We start from the raw sequence: 19,772 nt of genomic DNA on the forward strand, positions 1-19,772 counted from the left end.
GTCGACTGCGACACCCCGAAGGTCTCCGCCAACTCCGCCTGGACACGATTCCGCCGTAAATACGTCAAAGTGACGACCAACGAGGTGAACAAACCCAACACCGGCGGCCACGGCCGCCGACCATCACCGACCTGGTGGTGAATCGCGGCGCAGAGGTTCTCGACGGACTCGCGCGTCAGGCCAGTGGTATGATACATGTCAGGCGGTCCGTTTGGTGAGTTTCTTTGGTGTGGTAACCAGATCCTCTCAAATGGACCGCCGCCTACGTCAACCCACCCCGGCCTTCATGATCGCCAGGCGAGGGTGAGTCCACCTCTGAATAACCCTCACAGCTTACCGACGCGCACCGACAAACCGGGAGCGGCGAACGCGGGCTGTGGACAAGCGAACCCGTTGTGGATAAACAACAACAGCACCACAAGATCATCTGCCGCAAGAGCCCCCGATATACAGCCTACCGACGCACTCCGACAAAACGGCAGCAGCAAACAAGGCCTGTGCACAACCACAACCGTTGTGGACAACCAAGCGCCCCGCACACCCCCAAGCGCCCGGCGGACAGCCGAGCACCCTTCAAGCACCCCCAGCCGCTGTCAGCGCCAACCGCCCAGCAACCCAACAGGGAGCGGCGGCCGCCCACATGGCCCTCGCGCACCTGGGCGACCGCCGGGGGTCTTACCCCTCGTAGTCGGGTTCGTCCCGCCACCGCTGCTGTCCACTGGCCGGGAGGGTCGAGATCGGGTCGTAGTACGGGTAGCGCCGACTCAGGATCGCCGCCGCGTCCGATGCCTCGTCGCGCTCGGTGCCTGCCCGGTAGTTCTTCGTCCAGTACGACACCCCGAGTTCGCGGTCGTATTCCGTGACCTGGTGAACCCACCGCTTTCCCACGTACGGCACGTCGCAGATGATGCGGGGGGTCGCGTAGCCGGGCAGGTAGCCCATGATCGCGTGCTGCAGTTCCTGCGCTTCCCACACCGCGACCCGCCAGTGCTCCGCGTTGGGGATCATGTCGCACATGTAGAAGTAGTACGGGAGGATGTTCGCCTCGCCCTGCAGGGCGAAGCACAGGTCCAGCAACGCCTCCGGGGTCGCGTTCACGCCGCGCATCAGCACGCCCTGGTTGCGCACGTCGCGCACGCCGACCTCGAGCGCGGTCCGCGCGGCCTCGGCCACCAGCGGTGTCACCGACTGCGCGTGGTTGACGTGGGTGTGGATGGCCAGGTTCACGCCGCGGCGGGCGGCGGTGCGGGCCACGCGCTCCAGGCCCTCCACGACCGAGGGCTGCAGCCAGTGCTGGGGCAGGCCAGCCAGGGCCTTGGTCGCCAACCGGATGTCGCGCACCGTCTCGATGTCTAGCAGCCGCATCAGGAAGTTCTCCAGCTGCTTCCACGGCACGTTCGCCACGTCGCCGCCGGAGACGACCACGTCGCGGACGCCGGGGGTGCGCGACAGGTAGTCGATCATCTGGTCCTGGCGGTCGACCGGCTTGAGGACGAGCTTGTGCTTGTCCACCTGCGGGGTCGAGTTGCCGACCAGGTCCATCCGGGTGCAGTGCCCGCAGTACTGCGGGCAGGTGGACAGCAGCTCGGCGAGCACCTTGGTCGGGTAGCGGTGGGTCAGGCCCTCCACCACCCACATCTCTGCCTCGTGCAACGAGTCGCGGGCCGAGTGCGGGTGGCTGGGCCACTCGGGGTCGCGGTCGGAGCGCACCGGCAGCATGTAGCGGCGCACCGGGTCGGCGAAGAACGCGTCGGTGAACTCCGCGGCCGAGGCGGTCGGGGCCATGGTGTTGAGCATCTGCGGCGGCAGCAACATCGACATCGTCGCCAGGTCGCGCTGGTCGGCGGCCAGCTCCGCGTAGAACGACTCGTCGAGCAGGTCGCCGACGACCTTGCGCAGCTGGCGCTCGTTCTTGACGCAGTTCACCCGCTGCCACTGCGCGTCGCGCCACTGCGCCTCGGTGACCGCCGCCCAGCCCGGGAAGCGGCGCCACTCCGGCTCGACCAGCTCGCGGCGGACGTACTCGTAGGGCTGGTGGCCCGCCATCTCGACCGCGGCCGACACGCTCGTGTCGGCCTGCTGCAGGTCGTGCAACGCAGTCATATGTGCTCCTAGCCGCTAGGGTGGCGTGAAGATATGCTGCCAGAGCGGGTGTACTCCGTAAAATCTACAGGACGTATGGCCGGGATGACATGGGAGAGGCGCGGGGATGAACGCACAGGTCGCACGGGTCGGGTCGCCCTTCGGGCTGCACCGGGTGCTCGAACCGGCCGGGGTGCTGCCGCAGCAGGCGCACCGGCTCGACGACGACCCCGAGCCCTACGCCGACGAGGTCGTCCTCGACGTCGACCGGCTCAACCTGGACGCGGCCTCCTACCGCCAGCTGCGCGACCAGCACGGTGACGGCACGACCGTCCGCGCCGCGGTGCTGGGGATCGTTGCCGAGCGCGGCAAGATGCAGAACCCGGTCACCGGCTCCGGCGGCATGCTGCTGGGCACCGTCCGCGCGGTCGGCCCGGACTCGCCGCTGGGCCTCGAGGTGGGCGACCGGGTCGCGTCCCTCGTCTCGCTGACCCTCACCCCGCTGCGCATCACCGACGGCCTCACCGGCTGGGACGGGCTCAGCGAACAGGTCCCCTGCCGCGGCACCGCCGTCCTCTTCGGCCGCTCCATCGCCGCCGTGCTGCCCGACGACCTGCCGGACGGGATCGCGCTGTCGGTCATGGACGTCTGCGGCGCCCCCGCGCTCACCGACCGGGTCGTGCGCGAGGCGGGCGCGGGCGCGTCCGTGCTGGTCCTCGGCGGTGGCGGCAAGTCCGGCTCGCTGTCGCTGGCCGCCGCCCGGCGCGCGGGCGCGACCCGCCTGGTCGCCTTGGTCCCCACCCTCGACGAGGCCGACGCGGTCCGGGCCGCGGGCATCGCCGACGAGGTCGTCATCGCCGACGCGCGCGACCCGCTGGCCGTCCACGCCGCCGTCGGGACACCGGTCGACGTGACCGTCGTGTGCGTCGACGTGCCCGGCTGCGAACACGGCGCGATCATGGCCACGGCCGACGGCGGCACGGTCGTCTTCTTCTCCATGGCCACCTCGTTCCCCGCCGCCGCGCTGGGCGCCGAGGGGCTGGCCGCCGACGTCCGGATGCTCGTCGGCAACGGCTACGTCCCCGGCCACGCCGCGTTCGCCCTGGACCTGCTGCGCGCCGAGCCCGGGGTGCGCGCCCTGTTCGCCGCCCGCGAGACTCAGTAGCCGTGACGTCCCAAGACAGCGCGACGACCCCGACCCGCGCGAGCACCACCCTGTACACCGGCGGTCGCGTGCACTCCCCGGCCGACCCGTCCGCCACCGCCCTCGCCGTGCAGGACGGCGTGGTCGTGTGGTTGGGGCAGGACTCCGTCGGCCGCTCCCTGCACGCGGACGCCGACGTCGTCGACCTCGACGGCGCGTTCGTGGCCCCCGCCTTCGTCGACGCCCACGTGCACGCCACCTCCGCCGGGCTGCTGCGCGTCGGGCTCGACCTGACCGGAGCGCGCACCCTGGCCGACTGCCTGACCATGGTCACCGCGCACGTCCGCGCCACCGGGCACCCGCTGGTCTGGGGGCACGGCTGGGACGAGACGACCTGGCCGGAGAACCGCCCGCCCACCCGCGCCGAGGTCGACGCCGCCGCCGGGGGAGCCGCGGTCTACCTGTCCCGGGTCGACGTGCACTCCGCGCTCGTGTCGACCGCGCTGCTCGACCGCGCCCCCGGCGTCACCGCCGCCGACGGCTACCACCCCGACGGCCCGCTGACCCGCGACGCGCACCACCGGGTCCGCCGCGCCGCCCAGGACGCCATCACCCCGGCCCAGCGCGACGAGGCCCAACTGGAGTTCCTGCGCCACGCCGCCGCCCAGGGCATCGCCTGCGTGCACGAGTGCGCCGGACCCGACATCTCCGGCGCCGACGACCTGACCGCGCTGCTCGCCCGCGCGGGCGGCGACCTGCCCGAGGTCGTCGGCTACTGGGGCGAGATCGGGCCCGCCGAACTCGCCGTCCGGCACCGGGTCCGCGGCCTCGCGGGCGACCTGTTCGTCGACGGCGCCCTCGGCTCCCGCACCGCCGCCCTGTGCTCCCCGTACGCCGACGCCGACACCAGCGGCGCGCTCTACCTCGAAGCGGCGGCCATCGCCGAGCACCTCGCGGTGTGCACCGAGGCGGGCATCCAGGCCGGGTTCCACGTCATCGGCGACGCCGCGACCGCCGAGGTGATCGCCGGGTTCGCCCTCGCCGAGAGGCGGGTCGGGCTGCCCGCGCTGGCCGGGTCCCGCCACCGGCTCGAACACCTGGAGATGGTCACCCCCGAGCAGGCCGGGCAGTTGGGCCAGTGGGGCGTGGTCGCCTCCGTGCAACCCCAGTTCGACGCCGCGTGGGGCGGCCCGGACGGCATGTACGCGACCCGGCTCGGCGTCGACCGGGGCACCTCGCTCAACCCGTACGCCCAGCTCGTCGCCGCCGGGGTCGTGCTCGCCCTCGGCTCGGACGCGCCGGTGACCAGGGTCGACCCGTGGGCGAGCGTGCGCGCGGCGGTCAACCACCGCACCGACGGCGCCGGGCTGTCCCCGCGCGCCGCGTTCACCGCGCACACCCGCGGCGGCTGGCGCGCGGCCGGGGTCGACGACGGCCTCACCGGCACCCTCGTACCCGGCGCCCCCGCGACTTTCGCCGTGTGGGACGCGCCCGAACTCGTCGTGGCCGTCCCCGACGACCGGGTCCGCCGCTGGTCGACCGACCCGCGCTCGCGGGTCCCCGGCCTGCCGCCGATGGACTCCGGCGCGCCCCAGCCGACCTGCCTGCGCACCGTCCTGCGCGGCCGCACGATCTTCAACCGCACGAGCCACGACCGCACGAGCCACGACAGTGGAGGGAGCCGCAGTGCCACTACGTAACCGCGCACCGCTTCTCGACCTGGACCCCGCCGTCGTCGACACCGCCCGGCACTTGGCGGCCAAGGCGGCGGCACCGGTGGTCGAGATCGCGCGCTCGCACACCACTGTGTCCGTTGAGCGCGCTACCTTGCGGCTGGCTGGCATAACCGGCGCCGACAGCACTCACCGCGCAGGTGACGTGCCGTGGGTCAACCGCGTTGTTGACACTGTCGCCGAGCATTGCGGTCTTCAGGACGGCGTGTGCGGGCCGGTGTTCCACGCTCTCGCCGAGCACAACCTCGGCAGCCTCACCGAACTCGCCGAGGCCACTGCTGCCGGACAAGTCACCTATCGCGTCCCGACTGGCCGGGATGCCACTCGTGCAGCTAAAGCCGCTCGTACTGCCGTAGGTAAGGGATTGCGGCTCGTAGACCGCAACCGTGCCCAACGCGACAAGATGATCGCCCGCCTCGGCGACCCACCGCGCCGCCCGTGGATCTACCTCATCGTGGCGACCGGGGACATCGACGAGGACGTGGTGCAGGCCGCCAACGCCGCCCGCGCCGGGGCCGACATCATCGCCGTCATCCGCTCCACCGGTCAGTCGCTGCTGGACTACGTGCCCGAGGGCGCCACCCACCACGGGTTCGCGGGCACCTACGCCACCCAGGAGAACTTCCGGATCATGCGGGCCGCGATGGACGAGGTGTCCAAAGAGGTCGGTCGCTACGTCCGCGTCACCAACTACGCCTCCGGGCTGTGCATGCCCGAGATCGCGGTCCTGGCAGGCATGCAGCGGCTGGACATGATGCTCAACGACTCCATGTACGGCATCCTCTTCCGCGACATCAACCCGATCCGCACCTTCGTCGACCAGCGGTTCTCCCGCCAGGTCCACGCCCGCGCGGGCATCATCATCAACACCGGCGAGGACAACTACCTCACCACCGCCGACGCCGTGGACGCCGCGCACACCGTCACTGTGTCGCAGTTGCTCAACGAGCACTTCGCGCACGAGGCGGGGCTGCCCGACGAGCTGCTCGGCCTAGGGCACGCCTTCGAGATCAACCCGAAGGTCCCCGAGTCGTTCCGGCTGGAGCTCGCGCACGCGCTGCTGGCCCGCGAGCTGTTCCCGGACGCGCCGCTGAAGTGGATGCCGCCGACCAAGCACATGACCGGCGACGTGTTCAACGGCTACCTGCTCGACGGGTTCTTCAACCTCGCGGGCGCGCTCACCGGCCAGTCCATCCTGCTGGTCGGCATGATGACCGAGGCCGTCGTCACGCCGTTCCTGTCCGACCGCGACCTGGCGCTGGCCAACGTCCGCTACGTCCTCGACGCCGCCGGGGGACTGGTCGAGGACTTCCGCCCCGCGCCGGACGGGCTCATCGTCAAACGCGCCCACCAGGTCCTCGGCGAGGCCGTCGACCTGCTCGCCCGCATCGTCGACGACGGCCTGCTCAACGCCATCGCCGAGGGCACCTTCGGCCTGATGAAGCGCCCGCCGGACCAGGGCAAGGGTGCCGCTGGCGTGGTCGCGCGGTCCGACGACTACGTCAACCCGGCCGTGGACCTGCTCGACGAGGGGGTGGCCCGGTGACCGACAAGCGCCACGTCCGCCCCTACGGCGACACCAGCGGCGACGGCATGGTGCAGACCTCGTTCACCCTGCCCGTCCCGCACGGCCCGCGCGCGGAGGGCGCCGCCCTGCTGCTCGCGCAGAAGATGGGCATGGAGCCCGCGATGGTCGTGCACTCCAACCCCATCGGCCCGGACTTCACCTTCTTCGTCGTCTACGGCTCGGTGCGCCACATCATCGACCTGGACGAGGTCGAGGTCGTCGAACGCGAGTACCCGCTGCTGCCGCCGAGCGAGGTCAACACCGCGATCAAGCGGTCCATGCGCCGCAAACTGGTCGTCGTCGGCGCCTGCATCGGCACCGACGCGCACACCGTGGGCATCGACGCGATCCTCAACATCAAGGGCTTCGCGGGCGAGAAGGGCCTCGAGTACTACCGCGAGCTGCGCGTGGTCAACCTCGGCGCCCAGGTCAGCGTGCCCGACCTGGTGAAGCGGGCGCGCACCGAGAAGGCCGACGCGGTCCTGGTGTCGCAGGTCGTCACCCAGCGCGACGCGCACATCCTCAACACCCAGGAGATGTCCGCCGCCTTCCGCGAGGCGATGGGCGCCCGCCGCCCCCTGCTCATCGCGGGCGGACCCCGCTTCGACCCGAGAATGGCCCCCGACCTCGGCGTCGACCGCGTCTTCAGCCGCGGCACCACCCCCGGCGAGGTCGCCAGCTACCTCGTCCACGCCATCTCCCTGCGCAAGGAGCAGCCCGCATGACCGCCGAGCCAGGCCTCACCGTCACCCACCGCCGCTACGTCCCCCACGCCCACGCCCACTACGGCGGCAGCCTCGTCGACGGCGCCTACTCCCTGGGCCTGTTCGGCGACGTGGCGACGGAGCTGTGCGTGCGCGCGGACGGGGACGAGGGCCTGTTCGCCGGCTACTCCGACGTGGAGTTCCTGGCCCCGCTCCGAGCAGGGGACGTGGTCGAAGCCACCGCCACCCTCACCCGCGTCGGCACCCGCTCCCGGGGCGTCCGGTTCGAGGCCCGGGTCGTGTGCCGAGCCGCCCCCGAGCGCGGCCCATCAGCGGCCGACGTGCTGGACCCGCCAATCGTGATCACCCGCGCCACCGGCACGGTCGTGGTCCCAGCTGCCCAGTAGCCCTCCCGAGCAGGTTGCCCCTCTTCACCGGGCGCCGGTTCCTCGACACCTCCGGGTGAACTTGACCTCCGCCTCCACTGAACGCCCAGGTCGTGGTTATCCACAACCCGATCGGCTGTCCACAGTTTTCCGCCGACCCCCTCTGCGCTGGTCAGGCCGGGTAGACTGGCACTGGGGACGCCCCCCGTGGTGTGGTGGGGGGCGGGGCCGCGCGGGGGCGGTCCCCGGAACGGGGTCGCGCCGGTCGGGCGTGTGCCGCCGAGGGGGTGTTGCCACCGGCGCGGTCGTGCTCCCACCGGTCGAGTAGCCGGATCGGCCAGCGAATTGCGGTTCCCGTCAGGTCCGCGCGGGAAGACCGTGGGAAGACCTCTGCCACCGAGGTGAGCGGCCGTCACGCTGTTCTGGAGCCTCGTTCTTGCCTCGGCACCTCCGGGTGAACTTGACCTCCGCCACCACTGAACGCCCAGGTCGCGGTTATCCACAACCCGATCGGCTGTCCACAGTTTTCCGTCGACCCCCTCTGCGCAGGTCAGGCCGGGTAGACTGGCACTGGGGACGCCCCCCGTGGTGTGGTGGGGGGCGGGGCCGGGTGGGGGCGGTCCCCGGAACGGGGCGGGCCGGTTGGGCGCGGGGGTGTTACCACCCGAGGTGCTGGCACGGTCGTGGTCCCACCAGCGGGGATCGAGTAGCCGATCAACTGCGCCGAGTGAGTGATATTGATCGTCGTTGCTCCGTTCGGCGGACACTGTGCTTGCGCCGGTCAGCCCTTCGCTGATAACAACCGGAACCACGTGTGAACAACGCTGTCGGGGCGGTGAGCGGTCTCCCCCTGCGGCTGTCTGTCAACGGAGGACCATGCCGACCGAGCTCGTCGAGGTGCAGCAACTCCTCGCGCACGCGCCGGGGAAGGTCTGGGACGTCCTCGGTGAACCCGGCCTGTACCCCCGGTTCGTCCGCGAGATCGCCTGCGCGGAACGCGAACCCGCCACCGGGCGCCCCCGCTACCGGGTCCGCTTCAGCGTCGCGGGCGGCGACCCCGTCCAGGACCGGGTCGAGGTGCTGGTCAACCGGCCCGGTGAGCACCTGGTGCTGGTGGGGCCCGCCTGGGACGGCGGCCACCTGTCCATCCGGCTCGACCCCAGCGGGGACGACACGCTCGTCGAGGTCGTGCTGTCGTTGCCGGAGGGGATCACCGCCGGGACCGCGCTGACCGCGCCGTGGCTGCGCAAGCGCATCCGCAAGGCCCTCAGCCGGGTCGACGACCACCTGTCCGGGCGGGCGATCACCAGTTCACCCACCCGCATCGACCAGACCGCCCGCGGCCAGTCCACGATCACCGTCGCCCGCACCCTCGCCCGCGCCGGGGTGCTCAGCCCCGGCCGGCCGGACCGGGTCGCGCGGCAGCTGGGCGCGCTGGCCCGCTGGGGCGCCACCCTCGTCGGCGGCTACCGGGCCGCGGCCGCCCGGGTGCCCGACGCGGTCGCGGTGGTCGACGAGCGCGGCAAGCTCACCTTCGACGACATCGACCGGCGCACGACCCGGCTGGCCAACGGGCTGGCCGAGCACGGCGTGCGCTCCGGGCGGCGGGTCGCGGTGATGTGCCGCAACCACGCCGGGCTGGTCGAGTCGACCATCGCCTGCGGCAAGCTCGGCGCGGACGTGCTGCTGCTCAACACCGGCCTGTCCGCCGACCAGGTCGCCGACCTGATCGAGGCGCACCGGCCGATCGCGCTGCTGGCCGACGACGAGTTCGCGCCGCTGTTCCACAACCTGCCCTCGTCGCTGCCGTGGATCTCCACCTGGTCGGCCGGTCCGGGGGAGCTGACCCTCGACGGGGTCATCGCCTCGTCGCGGGCCACCCCGGTCCGCCCGCCCGCGCAGGCGGGCAAGATCATCGTGCTGACCTCGGGGACCACCGGGACGCCCAAGGGCGCGCGCCGCCGCAACCCGCCCGGACTGGGGTCGGCCGCGGCGGTGCTGTCGCGGATACCGCTGCGCGCGGGGGAGCGGATGCTGGTCGCCGCGCCGCTGTTCCACACCTGGGGCCTGGCCGCCATGCAGTTGGGCATGCCGCTGCACGCCTCCCTCGTGCTGCAACGCCGCTTCGACGCCGAGGCGACCCTGGCCGCGATCGCCGAACTGCGGTGCACGGCGCTGATCGCGGTGCCGGTCATGCTGCAGCGGATCATGGCCCTGCCCGAGCGGGTCCGCGCCCGCTACGACACCTCCAGCCTGCGCGTGGTCGCCTCCAGCGGCTCGGCGCTGTCCCGGCAGCTGGTCACGTCCTTCATGGACGCCTACGGCGACGTCCTCTACAACCTCTACGGCTCGACGGAGGTGTCCTGGGCCAGCATCGCCGACCCCGCCGACCTGCGCGCCGCCCCCACCACCGCGGGCCGCTGCCCGGTCGGCACCCGCGTCGGGATACTGAACGCCGACGGCGCCCCGGTCGGCCCCGGCTCGGTCGGGCGCATCTGCGTGGGCAACGAGATGCTGTTCGAGGGCTACACCAACGGCACCAGCAACGAGATGCACGACGACCTCATGGTCACCGGCGACCGCGGCTACCTCGACGCCGACGGCCGGTTGTTCGTCTCCGGCCGCGACGACGACATGATCGTCTCCGGCGGCGAGAACGTCTTCCCCCGCCCCGTCGAAGAACTCCTCCTAGCCCTCGACGCCGTCGCCGACGCCGCCGTGGTCGGCGTGCCGGACCGCGAATACGGCCAGCGCTTCGCCGCCTACGTCGCCCTCAAACCCGGCACCCGCCTAGGCGCGACCGCCATCCGCGAGTACGTCCACGACCACCTAGAACGCTTCTCCGTCCCCCGAGACGTCATCTTCGTCCCCACCGTCCCCCGCAACGCCACCGGCAAGGTAGTCAAGCGCCTCTTGGCCGAGCAGGATTGACCGCACTGGTCCGCGGGAACGGCTGACTTCCCCACCTCGGCGAACGCCTCGACGTATTGCACTATTCGACGTGAACTCGCCGGACAAGCGTGTCATGTAGTGGCCCTACTCCGGAATCGAGTAGTGGGTAAGTGGAGATCGCTGCGCGCCACGTCCTCGGTCTGCAGCAAACCCGGAACGATGTTCCCCTGGAACTGCCGCGGCAGCGTCGTCGCGTCCTCAGGATCCATCAGTTTCGCGAAGCCTGGCGGGATGTTCCTGGTATACGCCTACCACCAGCGACCTTCCGATCGTTTCCGCGCCAGATCGAGCAGTTCCTCGACGGCCGCGCCCTCAGGGACCCGGTAGTGGTGCAGTAGCGCGCGCAAGTCAGTGATCGAGATCCCGATCGTGCCCTGCTCGATGCGGATGACCTTCGACAGTGGCCACTCCAGGGCGTCGGCCACTTGCTGTTGTGAGAAACCCGCACGGTTGCGAGCATGGCCGAGTTCGAGGCGGAGTTTGCGCTGCTGGGACCATGGCCCCCTGATGTCGGACACCTGCGACCTCCCGGGACATCGTTCGGCGTGTGACAGTGCTGGATATCGAGATCGTCATAGCCTCTTGGCATGGCTGTGAGAGCGCGACCGCCTACCGGCTGATCGCCAAAGTTTGGCTGCGGCCAAGTTATAGCGCAGGCGGCCAATCGCCGTGTCAGGGGTGTTTGGTCAGCCTGCCGCGCGAACGGGGCGATGTGTGCTCCCCGACGACGGCGGACATTAGCGATATGGGCTGTGCGGCCGGGAGTTGTGCCGGGAAGTCGGTCTGGGCGCGACGTAGTCCTACTCCAAACGTGTTCGGACTGGTCATCGCCACGGATACAACGGTGAGCTGGCCGATCTGCGGGTCATCATGGCGCACGGCACCGGGTACAACCATCGCGTCCTGCGACTATCCGATGGCCTCGCACGAAGACTATCCGGTGGCCTGGCACGAACGGCCGGACCTGGGCGGCCTGATCGGCGTTGTCGAGGACTGCCAATGCGGTGCGCCGGGGCTCTGTTCCGGAACAGAGCTCTCGTGCGGCCGGAGTTGCTTGCTCATAGTTCCCCTGGCCGGGTTGCCATCAACTTCGATCGGCGCCAGTCGGCTGTGAGGTCGCGTCGGGGAAATGGCACCGAGGTCCAGGTGGACGGCGGGGTCGCGGCGTGGTATCTGTTAGATATATCTACTAGAGAGGGGTGGCATGGCGCGGCGGAGTCAGACGGAGGTGGCGGTGTTGGGGGCGTTGAGCGTGGCGCCGATGACGGGGTACGCGGTGCGGGAGGCGATCAGGGATGTGCTCGGGCACTTCTGGAGCGAGAGCTTCGGGCAGATCTACCCGACCCTCGCGGGGCTGGAGGAGCGGGGGTACGTGCGGAGGGCGGACCGGGCCGCGCCGTTTGAGTTGACGGGGGAGGGGGTGGCTCGGTTGCGGGAGTTGTTGGCCGAGCCACCGCAGCGGGTGCCGCCGCGGAACGGGGTGATGTTGCGGTTGTTCTTCGGGCGTCAGCTCGGGCCTGAGGCCTGTCGTGCGCTGTTGCTCGAAGCCAAGGCCGACGCGGAGCGGCAGTTGGCCGAGTTCGCCGCCTTGCGCGCCGCCGTTGCCGGGGAGGGCGGGCCGGACACGCCGTACTCGTTGATCACCATCTCGGCGGGGGTGCACACCGCCCGCGCCGCCCTGGCCTGGGCCGAGGAGTCCCTCGCCGCGCTGCCCGAAGCCACCCCTTCCGAACTTGAGCAGCCCGGAGCTGACTAGTCCGATCCCGGCCTGCCTGATCTTGGCCAGCCCACACCTGGCCGGATCTGCCCGCCCTGCCTGAACGGGGCGCTGCTCGAAGCCGATCTGCCCCACCCCCGCCTGCCCGAAGGAGAAGAACAGTGAACCGCAGGAGAACCACCATCGCCGCCGCCACGATGTTCGGCGTTGTGTCGGCCTTTCAGCTCGCCTTGGCCGCGGGCGCGCCGCTGGGGCGTGCTGCCTGGGGTGGAACCGCCGCCGAGCTCCCCACCGGACTGCGGGTCGCCAGCGGTTTCGCCATCGTGTTGTGGGCGTTCGCCGCGGTGGTCGTCCTGCGTCGCGGTGGTGTCATCGACAGCCCGCTGCCGCCGAAGGTCGCGCGGGTCGGCACCTGGGTGATCGTCGCCCTGCTCGGTGCCGGGGCGCTGATGAACGCCGCATCCAGCAGCCCGTGGGAGCGCTACGGCTGGGCGCCGTTCATCCTCGTCCACCTGGTGCTCTGCATCCGCGTCGCGACCCGGCCGGTCGCTCAGAGGACGGCGTAGGCCCGCACCGGGAAGGTCCCGAAGTCGACCACCGGCGGCGGTACCGCGTGGAACCGGAACCCCGACGCGGGGAGCTGCTCCAGGCCGCGCAGGTGCTCGACGACCGGGATGCCCGCCGCGAGCAGGGCCGTGTGGACCGGTCGGTGCGGCCCGTCGGTGGCGTCGATGTTGAGGCTGTCGATGCCCACCAGCGCCGCGCCCTGCTCGACGAGCCACTGCGCGGCGTCAGCCGTCAGGTACGGGTGGTCGGTGAAGTACGCCTCGGTGCCCCAGTTCGCGTCGAACCCGGTGTGCACCAGCACGGCCCGACCGGCCACGTCGAACGGCAGCAGCGCCGCCTTGTCGACCGCCCGCACACCGTCACCGGCGACCCTCACCACCACCGCGTCCAGGTCGGCCAACCGCTCCAGCGGCAGGCCCGCCAGGTCGGTGCCGTCGGGGTAGCGGTGGAACGGGCTGTCCACGTAGGTGCCCGTGTTCGCGACCAGGGTGATCCGGCCGATGTTGAACTCGGTGCCCGGCCCGTACACCGACCGCGACGCCTCGCGGCTGAGGTGGTCGCTGATCTCGGGGCCGGGGACACCGGGGTAGGTGATCATGCCCTCGCGGATCGGGTGGCTCAGGTCGACCAGCCGCGCGGCCGGGCGGGTGGCGACCTCGACCCCGCGCGAGCCCTTGTGCGGCTCGGCGATCATCCGCCGGTTCGCCACCGCCACCGTGCCGACCATCAGCAGGCCGAGGTGGCGCACCAGCGACTCGCCCGCCTCGGCGTCGGTCAGCTCCGCGGTGGGGGAGTCCAGCCGGAAGCCCTGGACGCTCAACGAGCCGCCGTTGCGGAAGGTCACCTCTGCGTCGAACTCGACGCGCCACTGTTCTGCCACGGTCAAGACGGTAGCGGGTGAACCCTCTACTTCAGACTGAGTTTCCGGCCACCCTAACCCTCTACTTCACCTTGAGAGTTGCCTCCGACCTGCGGTGCGTCCCCTCACCGGAGCCTCAGGTGGGTGCCCGTACGCTGACCGCGTGGTCGCCCCCGCCGTCACCCCAGAGCCCGAGGTCACCGGCTCACCAGCCCGGCCGAGAGCCTGGGTGCTGGCCCGCGCGCTCGCCGCGCTCGCAGGTGGTGGCCTCGTCTACCTGAGCGTGCCGCCGCGCACCGTGTGGTGGCTGGCGCCGCTGGGCTTCGCCGTGCTCGGTCTGGTCCTGCACGGCCGCCGCCTCAAGGCCGCCCTCGGCTACGGGTTCCTCTTCGGCCTCGGGTTCATGACGCCGCTGCTCGCGTGGACCGGGATCTTCGTCGGCCCGGTCGCCTGGTTGCCGCTTAGCGCCCTCGAGGCGCTGCTGGTCGCCGTGGCTTGTATGGCGGTCCCGCTGGTCATGCGGCTGCCCGGGGGCGTCGTGTTCGCGGCGCTGATCTGGGTCGCGGGGGAGTACCTGCGGTCACTGTTCCCCTTCGGCGGGTTCCCCTGGGGGCGGATCGCGTTTAGCCAACCCGAAGGCCCTTACCTCTACCTCGCCGCACTCGGCGGCACCCCGCTTATCGCGTTCGCGGTCACCCTCACCGGCTTCGGCCTCGGCGAGGTCGTGCGCCGGATCGCCGCGCGCGAGGTCCGCCTGCTGGTCGTCCCCGCCTTGGCCGTCGTCGTGCCGCTGGTCGCCGCGATCGCCACCGGGCCGCTGGTGGGCACCGACGCCGACGCGGGCGAGGTGACCGTCGCCGCCGTGCAGGGCAACGTGCCGCGCGCGGGCCTGGACTTCAACGCCCAGCGCCGCGCCGTGCTCGACAACCACGTCCGGCGCACCGAGCAGCTCGCCGCGGACATCCGCTCCGGCGCGGTCGCCCAGCCGGACCTGGTGATCTGGCCGGAGAACGCCTCCGACATCGACCCGCTGCGCAACCGCGACGCCTACCAGCTCATCGACCGCGCCGCGAAGGACGTCGGCGTCCCGATCGCGCTGGGCGCCGTGGTGGTCGGCGACGACAAGCTGCCGCGCAACACGGTGATCCTCTGGGACCCCGAGCGCGGCCCGGTCGACACCTACACCAAGCGCCAGCTGCAGCCCTTCGGCGAGAGCATGCCGATGCGCTCGTTCTTCAAGATCTTCAGCAGCGCCGTCGAGCGCGCTGGCAACTTCGTCCCCGGCGACAAGGCGACCGTGTTCGCCATGGACGACGCCAGGGTGGCGCTGGTCACCTGCTACGAGGTCGCCTTCGACGGGGTCGTGCGCGAGTCGGTGCTCAACGGGTCCAACCTGCTCGCGGTGCCGACGAACAACGCCACTTTCGGTCGCAGCGAGATGACCTACCAGCAGCTGGCCATGGACCGCGTCCGCGCCGTGGAGCACGGCCGCGCGGTGGTCGTCGCGGCCACCAGCGGCGTCTCGGCGATCGTGCGCCCGGACGGCACGGTGAGCCAGCGCACAGAACTGTTCACGCCCGCCGCGCTGGTCGAGCGCGTGCCGCTGCGCACGGCCACTACCATTGCGGACCGATTGGGTGCCTGGCCCGAACGGGTCATGGTCGCCGTCGCGCTCGCCGCCCTGGTGTTCACCGCGGTGCGGGCCAGGCGCGGCCGGGTGAAGTGATGCCGGAGAGGAACGAACGGATGGACCAGCCGCAAGGGCAGGGGCAGCTCGAACCGGTGCTGGTGGTGATCCCGACCTACAACGAGCGGGAGAACCTCGAGCCCATCGTCCGGCGCCTGCACGCGGTGCTGCCCGACGCCCACGCGCTGGTCGTGGACGACGGCAGCCCCGACGGCACCGGCGACCTCGCCGACGAGCTCGCCGCCGCCGACGAGCGCGTGCACGTGCTGCACCGCACCGAGAAGGCGGGCCTCGGCGCCGCCTACATCGCCGGTTTCGGCTGGGCCCTGGAGCGCGACTACGCCGTCATCGTCGAGATGGACGCCGACGGCTCGCACGCCCCGGAGGACCTCCCGCGCCTGCTCGCCGCCCTGCCCAACGCCGACCTGGTCCTGGGCTCCCGCTACGTCCCCGGCGGCAAGGTCGTGAACTGGCCCTGGCACCGCGAGTTCCTCTCCCGCGGCGGCAACCTCTACGCCCGCCTCGCCCTGGGCGCCAAGCCCAAGGACATCACCGGCGGCTACCGCGCGTTCCGCCGCGAGGTCCTGGAGAAGCTCAAGCTGAACACGGTCGCCTCCCAGGGCTACTGCTTCCAGATCGACCTGGCCTGGCGCACCATCGAAGCGGGCTTCACCGTCCGCGAGGTCCCCATCACCTTCGCCGAACGCGAACGCGGCGAGTCCAAGATGAGCGGCAACATCGTCCGAGAGGCCTACCTCCGCGTCACCAAGTGGGGCCTCCGCCGCCGGGGGACCCAACTCAAGTCCCTCTTCACCCGCAAGGGCTGATCTCTCCTCACTGCGCGGCTGGTTCCTTCGTCTTCGAACGACCGAACCAGCCGCGCAGTGCTTTCCGGGCAACTTCTTCGTCTTGGTGTGGTTGGCCTCTCGCTCGCCGAGAGCTCTTAGAGGCTCTTACGCCAGCTCCATATTCCTGCACTTGCTGCCTCTGGCCCCTCGCTCGCCGCCGGTGCCAGCCCAACCCCGCCAGGACCAGCCCCTGCCCACCTGGCCAGCCCCAGGACACTCGGACCCAGCGGTGCCACCCCGCCCCCCGTCAGGTCCGCCCCAGCCCACCTGCCCAGCACCTGGACACTCGGACCTGTCGGTGCCATCCCAGCTGCCGTCAGGCCCGCCCCAACCCACAGTGCCAGCCCGTGGACACTCGGACCCGGCGGTGCCAACCCAGCCCGCCCTCGGCTGCCCTGCCAACCCAGCGCGTGGACAGTCGGAGTCGCTGGTGCCAGGCCGGCTCGATGGGGCGGACTTGTTTTGCGTGGGGGGACGGCACCCGTAGCGTTTCCGCGCGGCAGGGCCTGCTTTTGGGCCCCTGCTTTGCGGTTCTGCGTCGGGTGTTGTAGGGGCCCCGCGCAAAACAAGTTCGCCCCATCGAGCAGAGCTCGAAAATCGCGGATCTTCGCCGATGTTGCCGCCAGGCGACGAGGCGTTTCCCGGAGCCGAAGGCGGAGGCCCGAATCCCTTGCGACGCACTCCCAGCCACGGCTGACGTCAAGATCAACCTGATCGAAAGCCCCCAAATACACAGCTTATCGCCGCACCCCGACAAACAGGAGCGCCAAGCAAGACCCTGTGGACAGCAGAAGACGTTGTGGACAACCAACCACCCCCGCAAGATCAACTGAATCAAGACCCCCCGATATACAGCCTACGAGAGCCCGCCGACAAAACGGGAGCAGCAAGCGCAGCCTGTGGATAAAGCGAGCCGTTGTGGATAAACAACCGCCGCAACAGCGGTCCGAACAAGATCATCCGCCACAAGAGCCCCCGATATACAGCCTACCGAGGAGCCCCGACAAAACGGGAGCAACAAACATAGCCTGTGGACAATGCGAGCCGTTGTGGACAACCAACTCCACCAGCCGACACCCGCCCCCAGCGGCAGGCAAGCGACCTCAACAGCCCGACAGGCGCCCCAAGTGGCAGGGCAGCAACCGAACGCCTAGGGCCGTTCCCGTGCTTGAGCGGCGACCGTCGCGTCGGTCATCAGTGTTGGGCGCCGCATCCAGGCGCCGTGTGGGCGGGCCAGTAGTGCGTCCAATGGCTCTGGTTCTCCGAGGTGGAACCCCTGCGCTACCCGCACACCCAGTCGCGAGAGTGCCTCAACCTGCGTGGCCCGCTCGACCCACTCGGCGACCACCGAAAGCCCAAGCCCCCGCGCGATATCGACGATGCCCTGAACCAGTACCGTGTCCCGGCTGCCGTAGTCGATCCCGTGGATGAACTCGCCATCAATCTTGAGGCCGGTAATCGGGAGCTGCTTAAGGTGCACGAACGACCCGAAGCCGGAGCCGAAGTCGTCCAGGGTGATCCGGCAGCCGCTGGCTCGTAACTGTTGGGCGAGGCTGCGGGCGGCGTCCAGGTTGGTCACCGCTGCGGTTTCGGTGATTTCGAAGCCGAGTCGGCCGGGGGCGACGCCTGCTGCGGTCAGGCGGTCGAGGACGAAGCCGCCGAAGTCCTCGTCTTCGAGGGTGCGGCCGGAGACGTTGACGTTGAAGCGGAGGCCGGGGTAGGGGTGGGCCACCAGGGTTTCGATCGCCTTGTCGGCCACCCAGCGGTCGATCTCGAAGACCAGGTCACTGCGCTCGGCGGCGAGCAGGAACTCGCCCGGGCCCAGGCGGGGCTCGCGGCCGTCCTCCAGGCGCAGGAGCAGCTCGTGGCCGATCACCCGGCCGCTGCCCAGTTTGACCATCGGCATCGCGTTGAGCACGAACCCGCCGTGCTTGAGGGCCGCGCGGACCCGTTCGATCACGGTGACCCGCAGCGCGGTGTCCTTGTAGTGGCCCTGCTCGTACACGGTGACCCGGTTGCGGCCCGCCGCCTTCGACGCGTAGAGCGCCATGTCGGCGTTGGCCAGGACCTCTTGCCAACCGACGCCGGTGTCGAAGGTGGCGATCCCGACGCTGATGGTGATCCGGCTGGCACCGGCCACCCCGCTCATCGGGATCGCGGCGATGGCGTTGCGCAGCCGGTCGGCGACCGCCACGGCCTCGCGCTCGTCGGTGTCGGCGAGCACCGCGGCGAACTCGTCGCCGGAGAGCCTGCCCAGCACCTGACCCTGCACTCCGCCGAGGCGGTCGCGTAAGAGGGAGGCCAGGGTGCACATGACGCGGTCACCGGTGGGGTGGCCGTGCAGGTCGTTGATGTCCTTGAAGTGGTCTAAGTCCAGCAGCAGGAACGCGCCGCGCGCGCCTAGCGCCAGCTGCCGCTCCAGCTCCCTGGTCAGCGCGCGCCGGTTGGGCAGCCCGGTCAACGGGTCCTCGTCGACCATGCGCAGCAGTTCGTCCTGGTGCCCGGCGAGGCCCGCGGCGTCGAGCTCGCGGGCGCGCCAGCGGGACACGTCGGCGACCCGGTAGAGCAGTTGCCCGTGCTTGGCCTGGGTGCAGCGGATCTCCAGCCAGCGGTGGCCACCGCCGTCGGGCAGCGGGATCGAGACGACGACGTCGGTGCCGCGCGGGCCGTCCGGCGCGCCTGCCAGCAGGGCGGTCAGCGCGCGGCCCACGCTCTGCTCGGCGGTCAACCCCAGCAACGCGGACATGGCCGGGTTGACCCAGCCGATGTGACCGCGGTGGTCGGTGAGCGCGAACGCGGTGTCGGTGGTCGCCAGCACGGCCGCGGCGTCCAGGGCGGGGATCGCGGCGGTCGGGGCGGCACCGTTGGGGACCAGGCTGAGCCGGGTGACACCACCGGGGCCATCAGCCGCGTCGGGAGTCCGGGTGTCACCCGGGTCCGGGGTGGCGGGGGCGGCCGCTATCGCCTCGGCGTCCGCACCGGTGATGACCGCCGCGTCGGCCGGGACAGCCGGGTCGACCGTCTCGGCCACAGCCTGCTCGGTCACCGGCTGTGTCGTTGTATCACACTCGGTGTCGCTCATCACCCCAACCCCTCACCCGTTCTCGTGGGGACACGAGCACGAAGCGTAGTGGACCGGTGATGTTCAGCGCAGGCGCTCGAGGTCTTTCGCGCCGCGGCGAACGAGCTCGGCGAGTTCGCCCAGCTCAGCGGGGGTGGCGCCGTCCTGGGCCGCGGTGAGCACGTCCTCGGCGGCGCAGCGCAGCTGGAACAGCCGGTCCTGCAGGTCGGTGAGCTCGGCCGTGGACAGCACCACCGCGTCCTCCGGGAGGCCGCCGCGCTGCACCGCGGTCCGCCGCTCGTAGGCGCGCTGCCTGCACGACTGGGCGCAGTAGCGGCGCCGTCGACCGGTGCCCGCCTCCTCCGGCAACTGGGCACCGCACCACCCGCAGGGGTTGGCCCGACCGGGGCGGCGCCGACCGGTCGCGGGCGCGGCCGCGTGCGATGTGGTCGAGGACATGGCCGG

Annotated in this window: 15 protein-coding genes; 10 read left to right on the top strand and 5 right to left on the bottom strand. The window is 71.0% G+C overall.

The window, feature by feature from the left end; translation table 11 throughout:
• Nucleotides 1–675: 675 nt before the first annotated feature.
• Nucleotides 676–2,046 carry a KamA family radical SAM protein gene (locus LV75_RS34105; protein ID WP_253891715.1) on the bottom strand — a complete coding sequence of 457 codons (1,371 nt, stop codon included), beginning with the start codon at nt 2,044–2,046 and terminating at the stop codon, nt 676–678.
• A gap of 163 nt (nt 2,047–2,209) precedes the next feature.
• On the opposite strand from LV75_RS34105, the gene kdd reads away from it, so the two are divergent.
• The 6 genes from kdd (at nt 2,210) to LV75_RS34135 (ending at nt 10,547) form a co-directional block, all read left to right on the top strand.
• Nucleotides 2,210–3,247 carry an L-erythro-3,5-diaminohexanoate dehydrogenase gene (gene kdd / locus LV75_RS34110; RefSeq protein WP_253891673.1) on the top strand — a complete coding sequence of 346 codons (1,038 nt, stop codon included), beginning with the start codon at nt 2,210–2,212 and terminating at the stop codon, nt 3,245–3,247.
• Nucleotides 3,248–3,249: 2 nt separating this feature from the next.
• Entirely contained in the window at nt 3,250–4,926 is a 1,677-nt protein-coding gene (locus tag LV75_RS34115) for an amidohydrolase (protein ID WP_253891674.1), read from the top strand.
• Entirely contained in the window at nt 4,913–6,505 is a 1,593-nt protein-coding gene (kamD, locus tag LV75_RS34120; RefSeq protein WP_253891675.1) for a lysine 5,6-aminomutase subunit alpha, read from the top strand. Before LV75_RS34115 ends, kamD begins: the two co-directional genes overlap by 14 nt.
• The gene (gene kamE / locus LV75_RS35760) at nt 6,502–7,251 is read left to right on the top strand and encodes a lysine 5,6-aminomutase subunit beta (RefSeq protein WP_253891676.1); all 750 of its coding nucleotides are present in this window, start codon (nt 6,502–6,504) and stop codon (nt 7,249–7,251) included. The genes kamD and kamE overlap by 4 nt, the downstream gene beginning before the upstream one ends.
• Nucleotides 7,248–7,637 carry a 3-aminobutyryl-CoA ammonia lyase gene (kal, locus tag LV75_RS34130; protein ID WP_253891677.1) on the top strand — a complete coding sequence of 130 codons (390 nt, stop codon included), beginning with the start codon at nt 7,248–7,250 and terminating at the stop codon, nt 7,635–7,637. Before kamE ends, kal begins: the two co-directional genes overlap by 4 nt.
• An 855-nt stretch (nt 7,638–8,492) precedes the next feature.
• On the top strand, nt 8,493–10,547 hold the full coding sequence (locus LV75_RS34135; protein ID WP_253891678.1) for an AMP-binding protein: 2,055 nt from the start codon (nt 8,493–8,495) through the stop codon (nt 10,545–10,547).
• 269 nt (nt 10,548–10,816) lie between these two features.
• On the opposite strand, the gene LV75_RS34140 is transcribed toward LV75_RS34135, so the two are convergent.
• Nucleotides 10,817–11,086: a helix-turn-helix domain-containing protein gene (locus LV75_RS34140; protein ID WP_253891679.1), complete on the bottom strand. Its 270-nt coding sequence runs from the start codon at nt 11,084–11,086 to the stop codon at nt 10,817–10,819.
• 686 nt (nt 11,087–11,772) lie between these two features.
• On the opposite strand from LV75_RS34140, the gene LV75_RS35340 reads away from it, so the two are divergent.
• Together LV75_RS35340 and LV75_RS34160 are read left to right on the top strand one after the other, a co-directional pair.
• Nucleotides 11,773–12,324, top strand: coding sequence for a PadR family transcriptional regulator (locus tag LV75_RS35340; protein WP_301320319.1), 552 nt, complete (start codon nt 11,773–11,775; stop codon nt 12,322–12,324).
• A 122-nt stretch (nt 12,325–12,446) separates the two neighbouring features.
• Nucleotides 12,447–12,851 carry a hypothetical protein gene (locus tag LV75_RS34160; protein WP_253891680.1) on the top strand — a complete coding sequence of 135 codons (405 nt, stop codon included), beginning with the start codon at nt 12,447–12,449 and terminating at the stop codon, nt 12,849–12,851.
• Here the strand turns inward: LV75_RS34160 and LV75_RS34165 are convergent.
• On the bottom strand, nt 12,836–13,732 hold the full coding sequence (locus LV75_RS34165; RefSeq protein WP_253891681.1) for a cyclase family protein: 897 nt from the start codon (nt 13,730–13,732) through the stop codon (nt 12,836–12,838). The two genes, LV75_RS34160 and LV75_RS34165, sit on opposite strands and share 16 nt — an antisense overlap.
• Before the next feature lie 142 nt (nt 13,733–13,874).
• On the opposite strand from LV75_RS34165, the gene lnt reads away from it, so the two are divergent.
• On the top strand, nt 13,875–15,437 hold the full coding sequence (lnt, locus tag LV75_RS34170) for an apolipoprotein N-acyltransferase (RefSeq protein ID WP_253891682.1): 1,563 nt from the start codon (nt 13,875–13,877) through the stop codon (nt 15,435–15,437).
• A gap of 20 nt (nt 15,438–15,457) precedes the next feature.
• Complete coding sequence (locus LV75_RS34175) at nt 15,458–16,225, top strand: polyprenol monophosphomannose synthase (RefSeq protein WP_253891683.1); 768 nt, start codon at nt 15,458–15,460, stop codon at nt 16,223–16,225.
• A 1,171-nt stretch (nt 16,226–17,396) separates the two neighbouring features.
• Here the strand turns inward: LV75_RS34175 and LV75_RS34180 are convergent.
• On the bottom strand, nt 17,397–19,292 hold the full coding sequence (locus tag LV75_RS34180) for a sensor domain-containing protein (RefSeq protein ID WP_253891684.1): 1,896 nt from the start codon (nt 19,290–19,292) through the stop codon (nt 17,397–17,399).
• 99 nt (nt 19,293–19,391) lie between these two features.
• Entirely contained in the window at nt 19,392–19,766 is a 375-nt protein-coding gene (locus LV75_RS34185; RefSeq protein ID WP_253891685.1) for a hypothetical protein, read from the bottom strand.
• Nucleotides 19,767–19,772 lie beyond the last annotated feature (6 nt).

This window comes from Actinokineospora diospyrosa (assembly GCF_024171925.1).
Lineage (GTDB): Bacteria > Actinomycetota > Actinomycetes > Mycobacteriales > Pseudonocardiaceae > Actinokineospora > Actinokineospora diospyrosa.

Bases quoted from the DNA above. Each gene is read 5' to 3' on its own strand.
- LV75_RS34105 (WP_253891715.1), bottom strand. From the start codon at position 2,046: ATGGCGGGCCACCAGCCCTACGAGTACGTCCGCCGCGAGCTGGTCGAG.
- kdd (WP_253891673.1), top strand. From the start codon at position 2,210: ATGAACGCACAGGTCGCACGGGTCGGGTCGCCCTTCGGGCTGCACCGG.
- kal (WP_253891677.1), top strand. From the start codon at position 7,248: ATGACCGCCGAGCCAGGCCTCACCGTCACCCACCGCCGCTACGTCCCC.
- LV75_RS34135 (WP_253891678.1), top strand. From the start codon at position 8,493: ATGCCGACCGAGCTCGTCGAGGTGCAGCAACTCCTCGCGCACGCGCCG.
- LV75_RS35340 (WP_301320319.1), top strand. From the start codon at position 11,773: ATGGCGCGGCGGAGTCAGACGGAGGTGGCGGTGTTGGGGGCGTTGAGC.
- LV75_RS34175 (WP_253891683.1), top strand. From the start codon at position 15,458: ATGGACCAGCCGCAAGGGCAGGGGCAGCTCGAACCGGTGCTGGTGGTG.
- LV75_RS34185 (WP_253891685.1), bottom strand. From the start codon at position 19,766: ATGTCCTCGACCACATCGCACGCGGCCGCGCCCGCGACCGGTCGGCGC.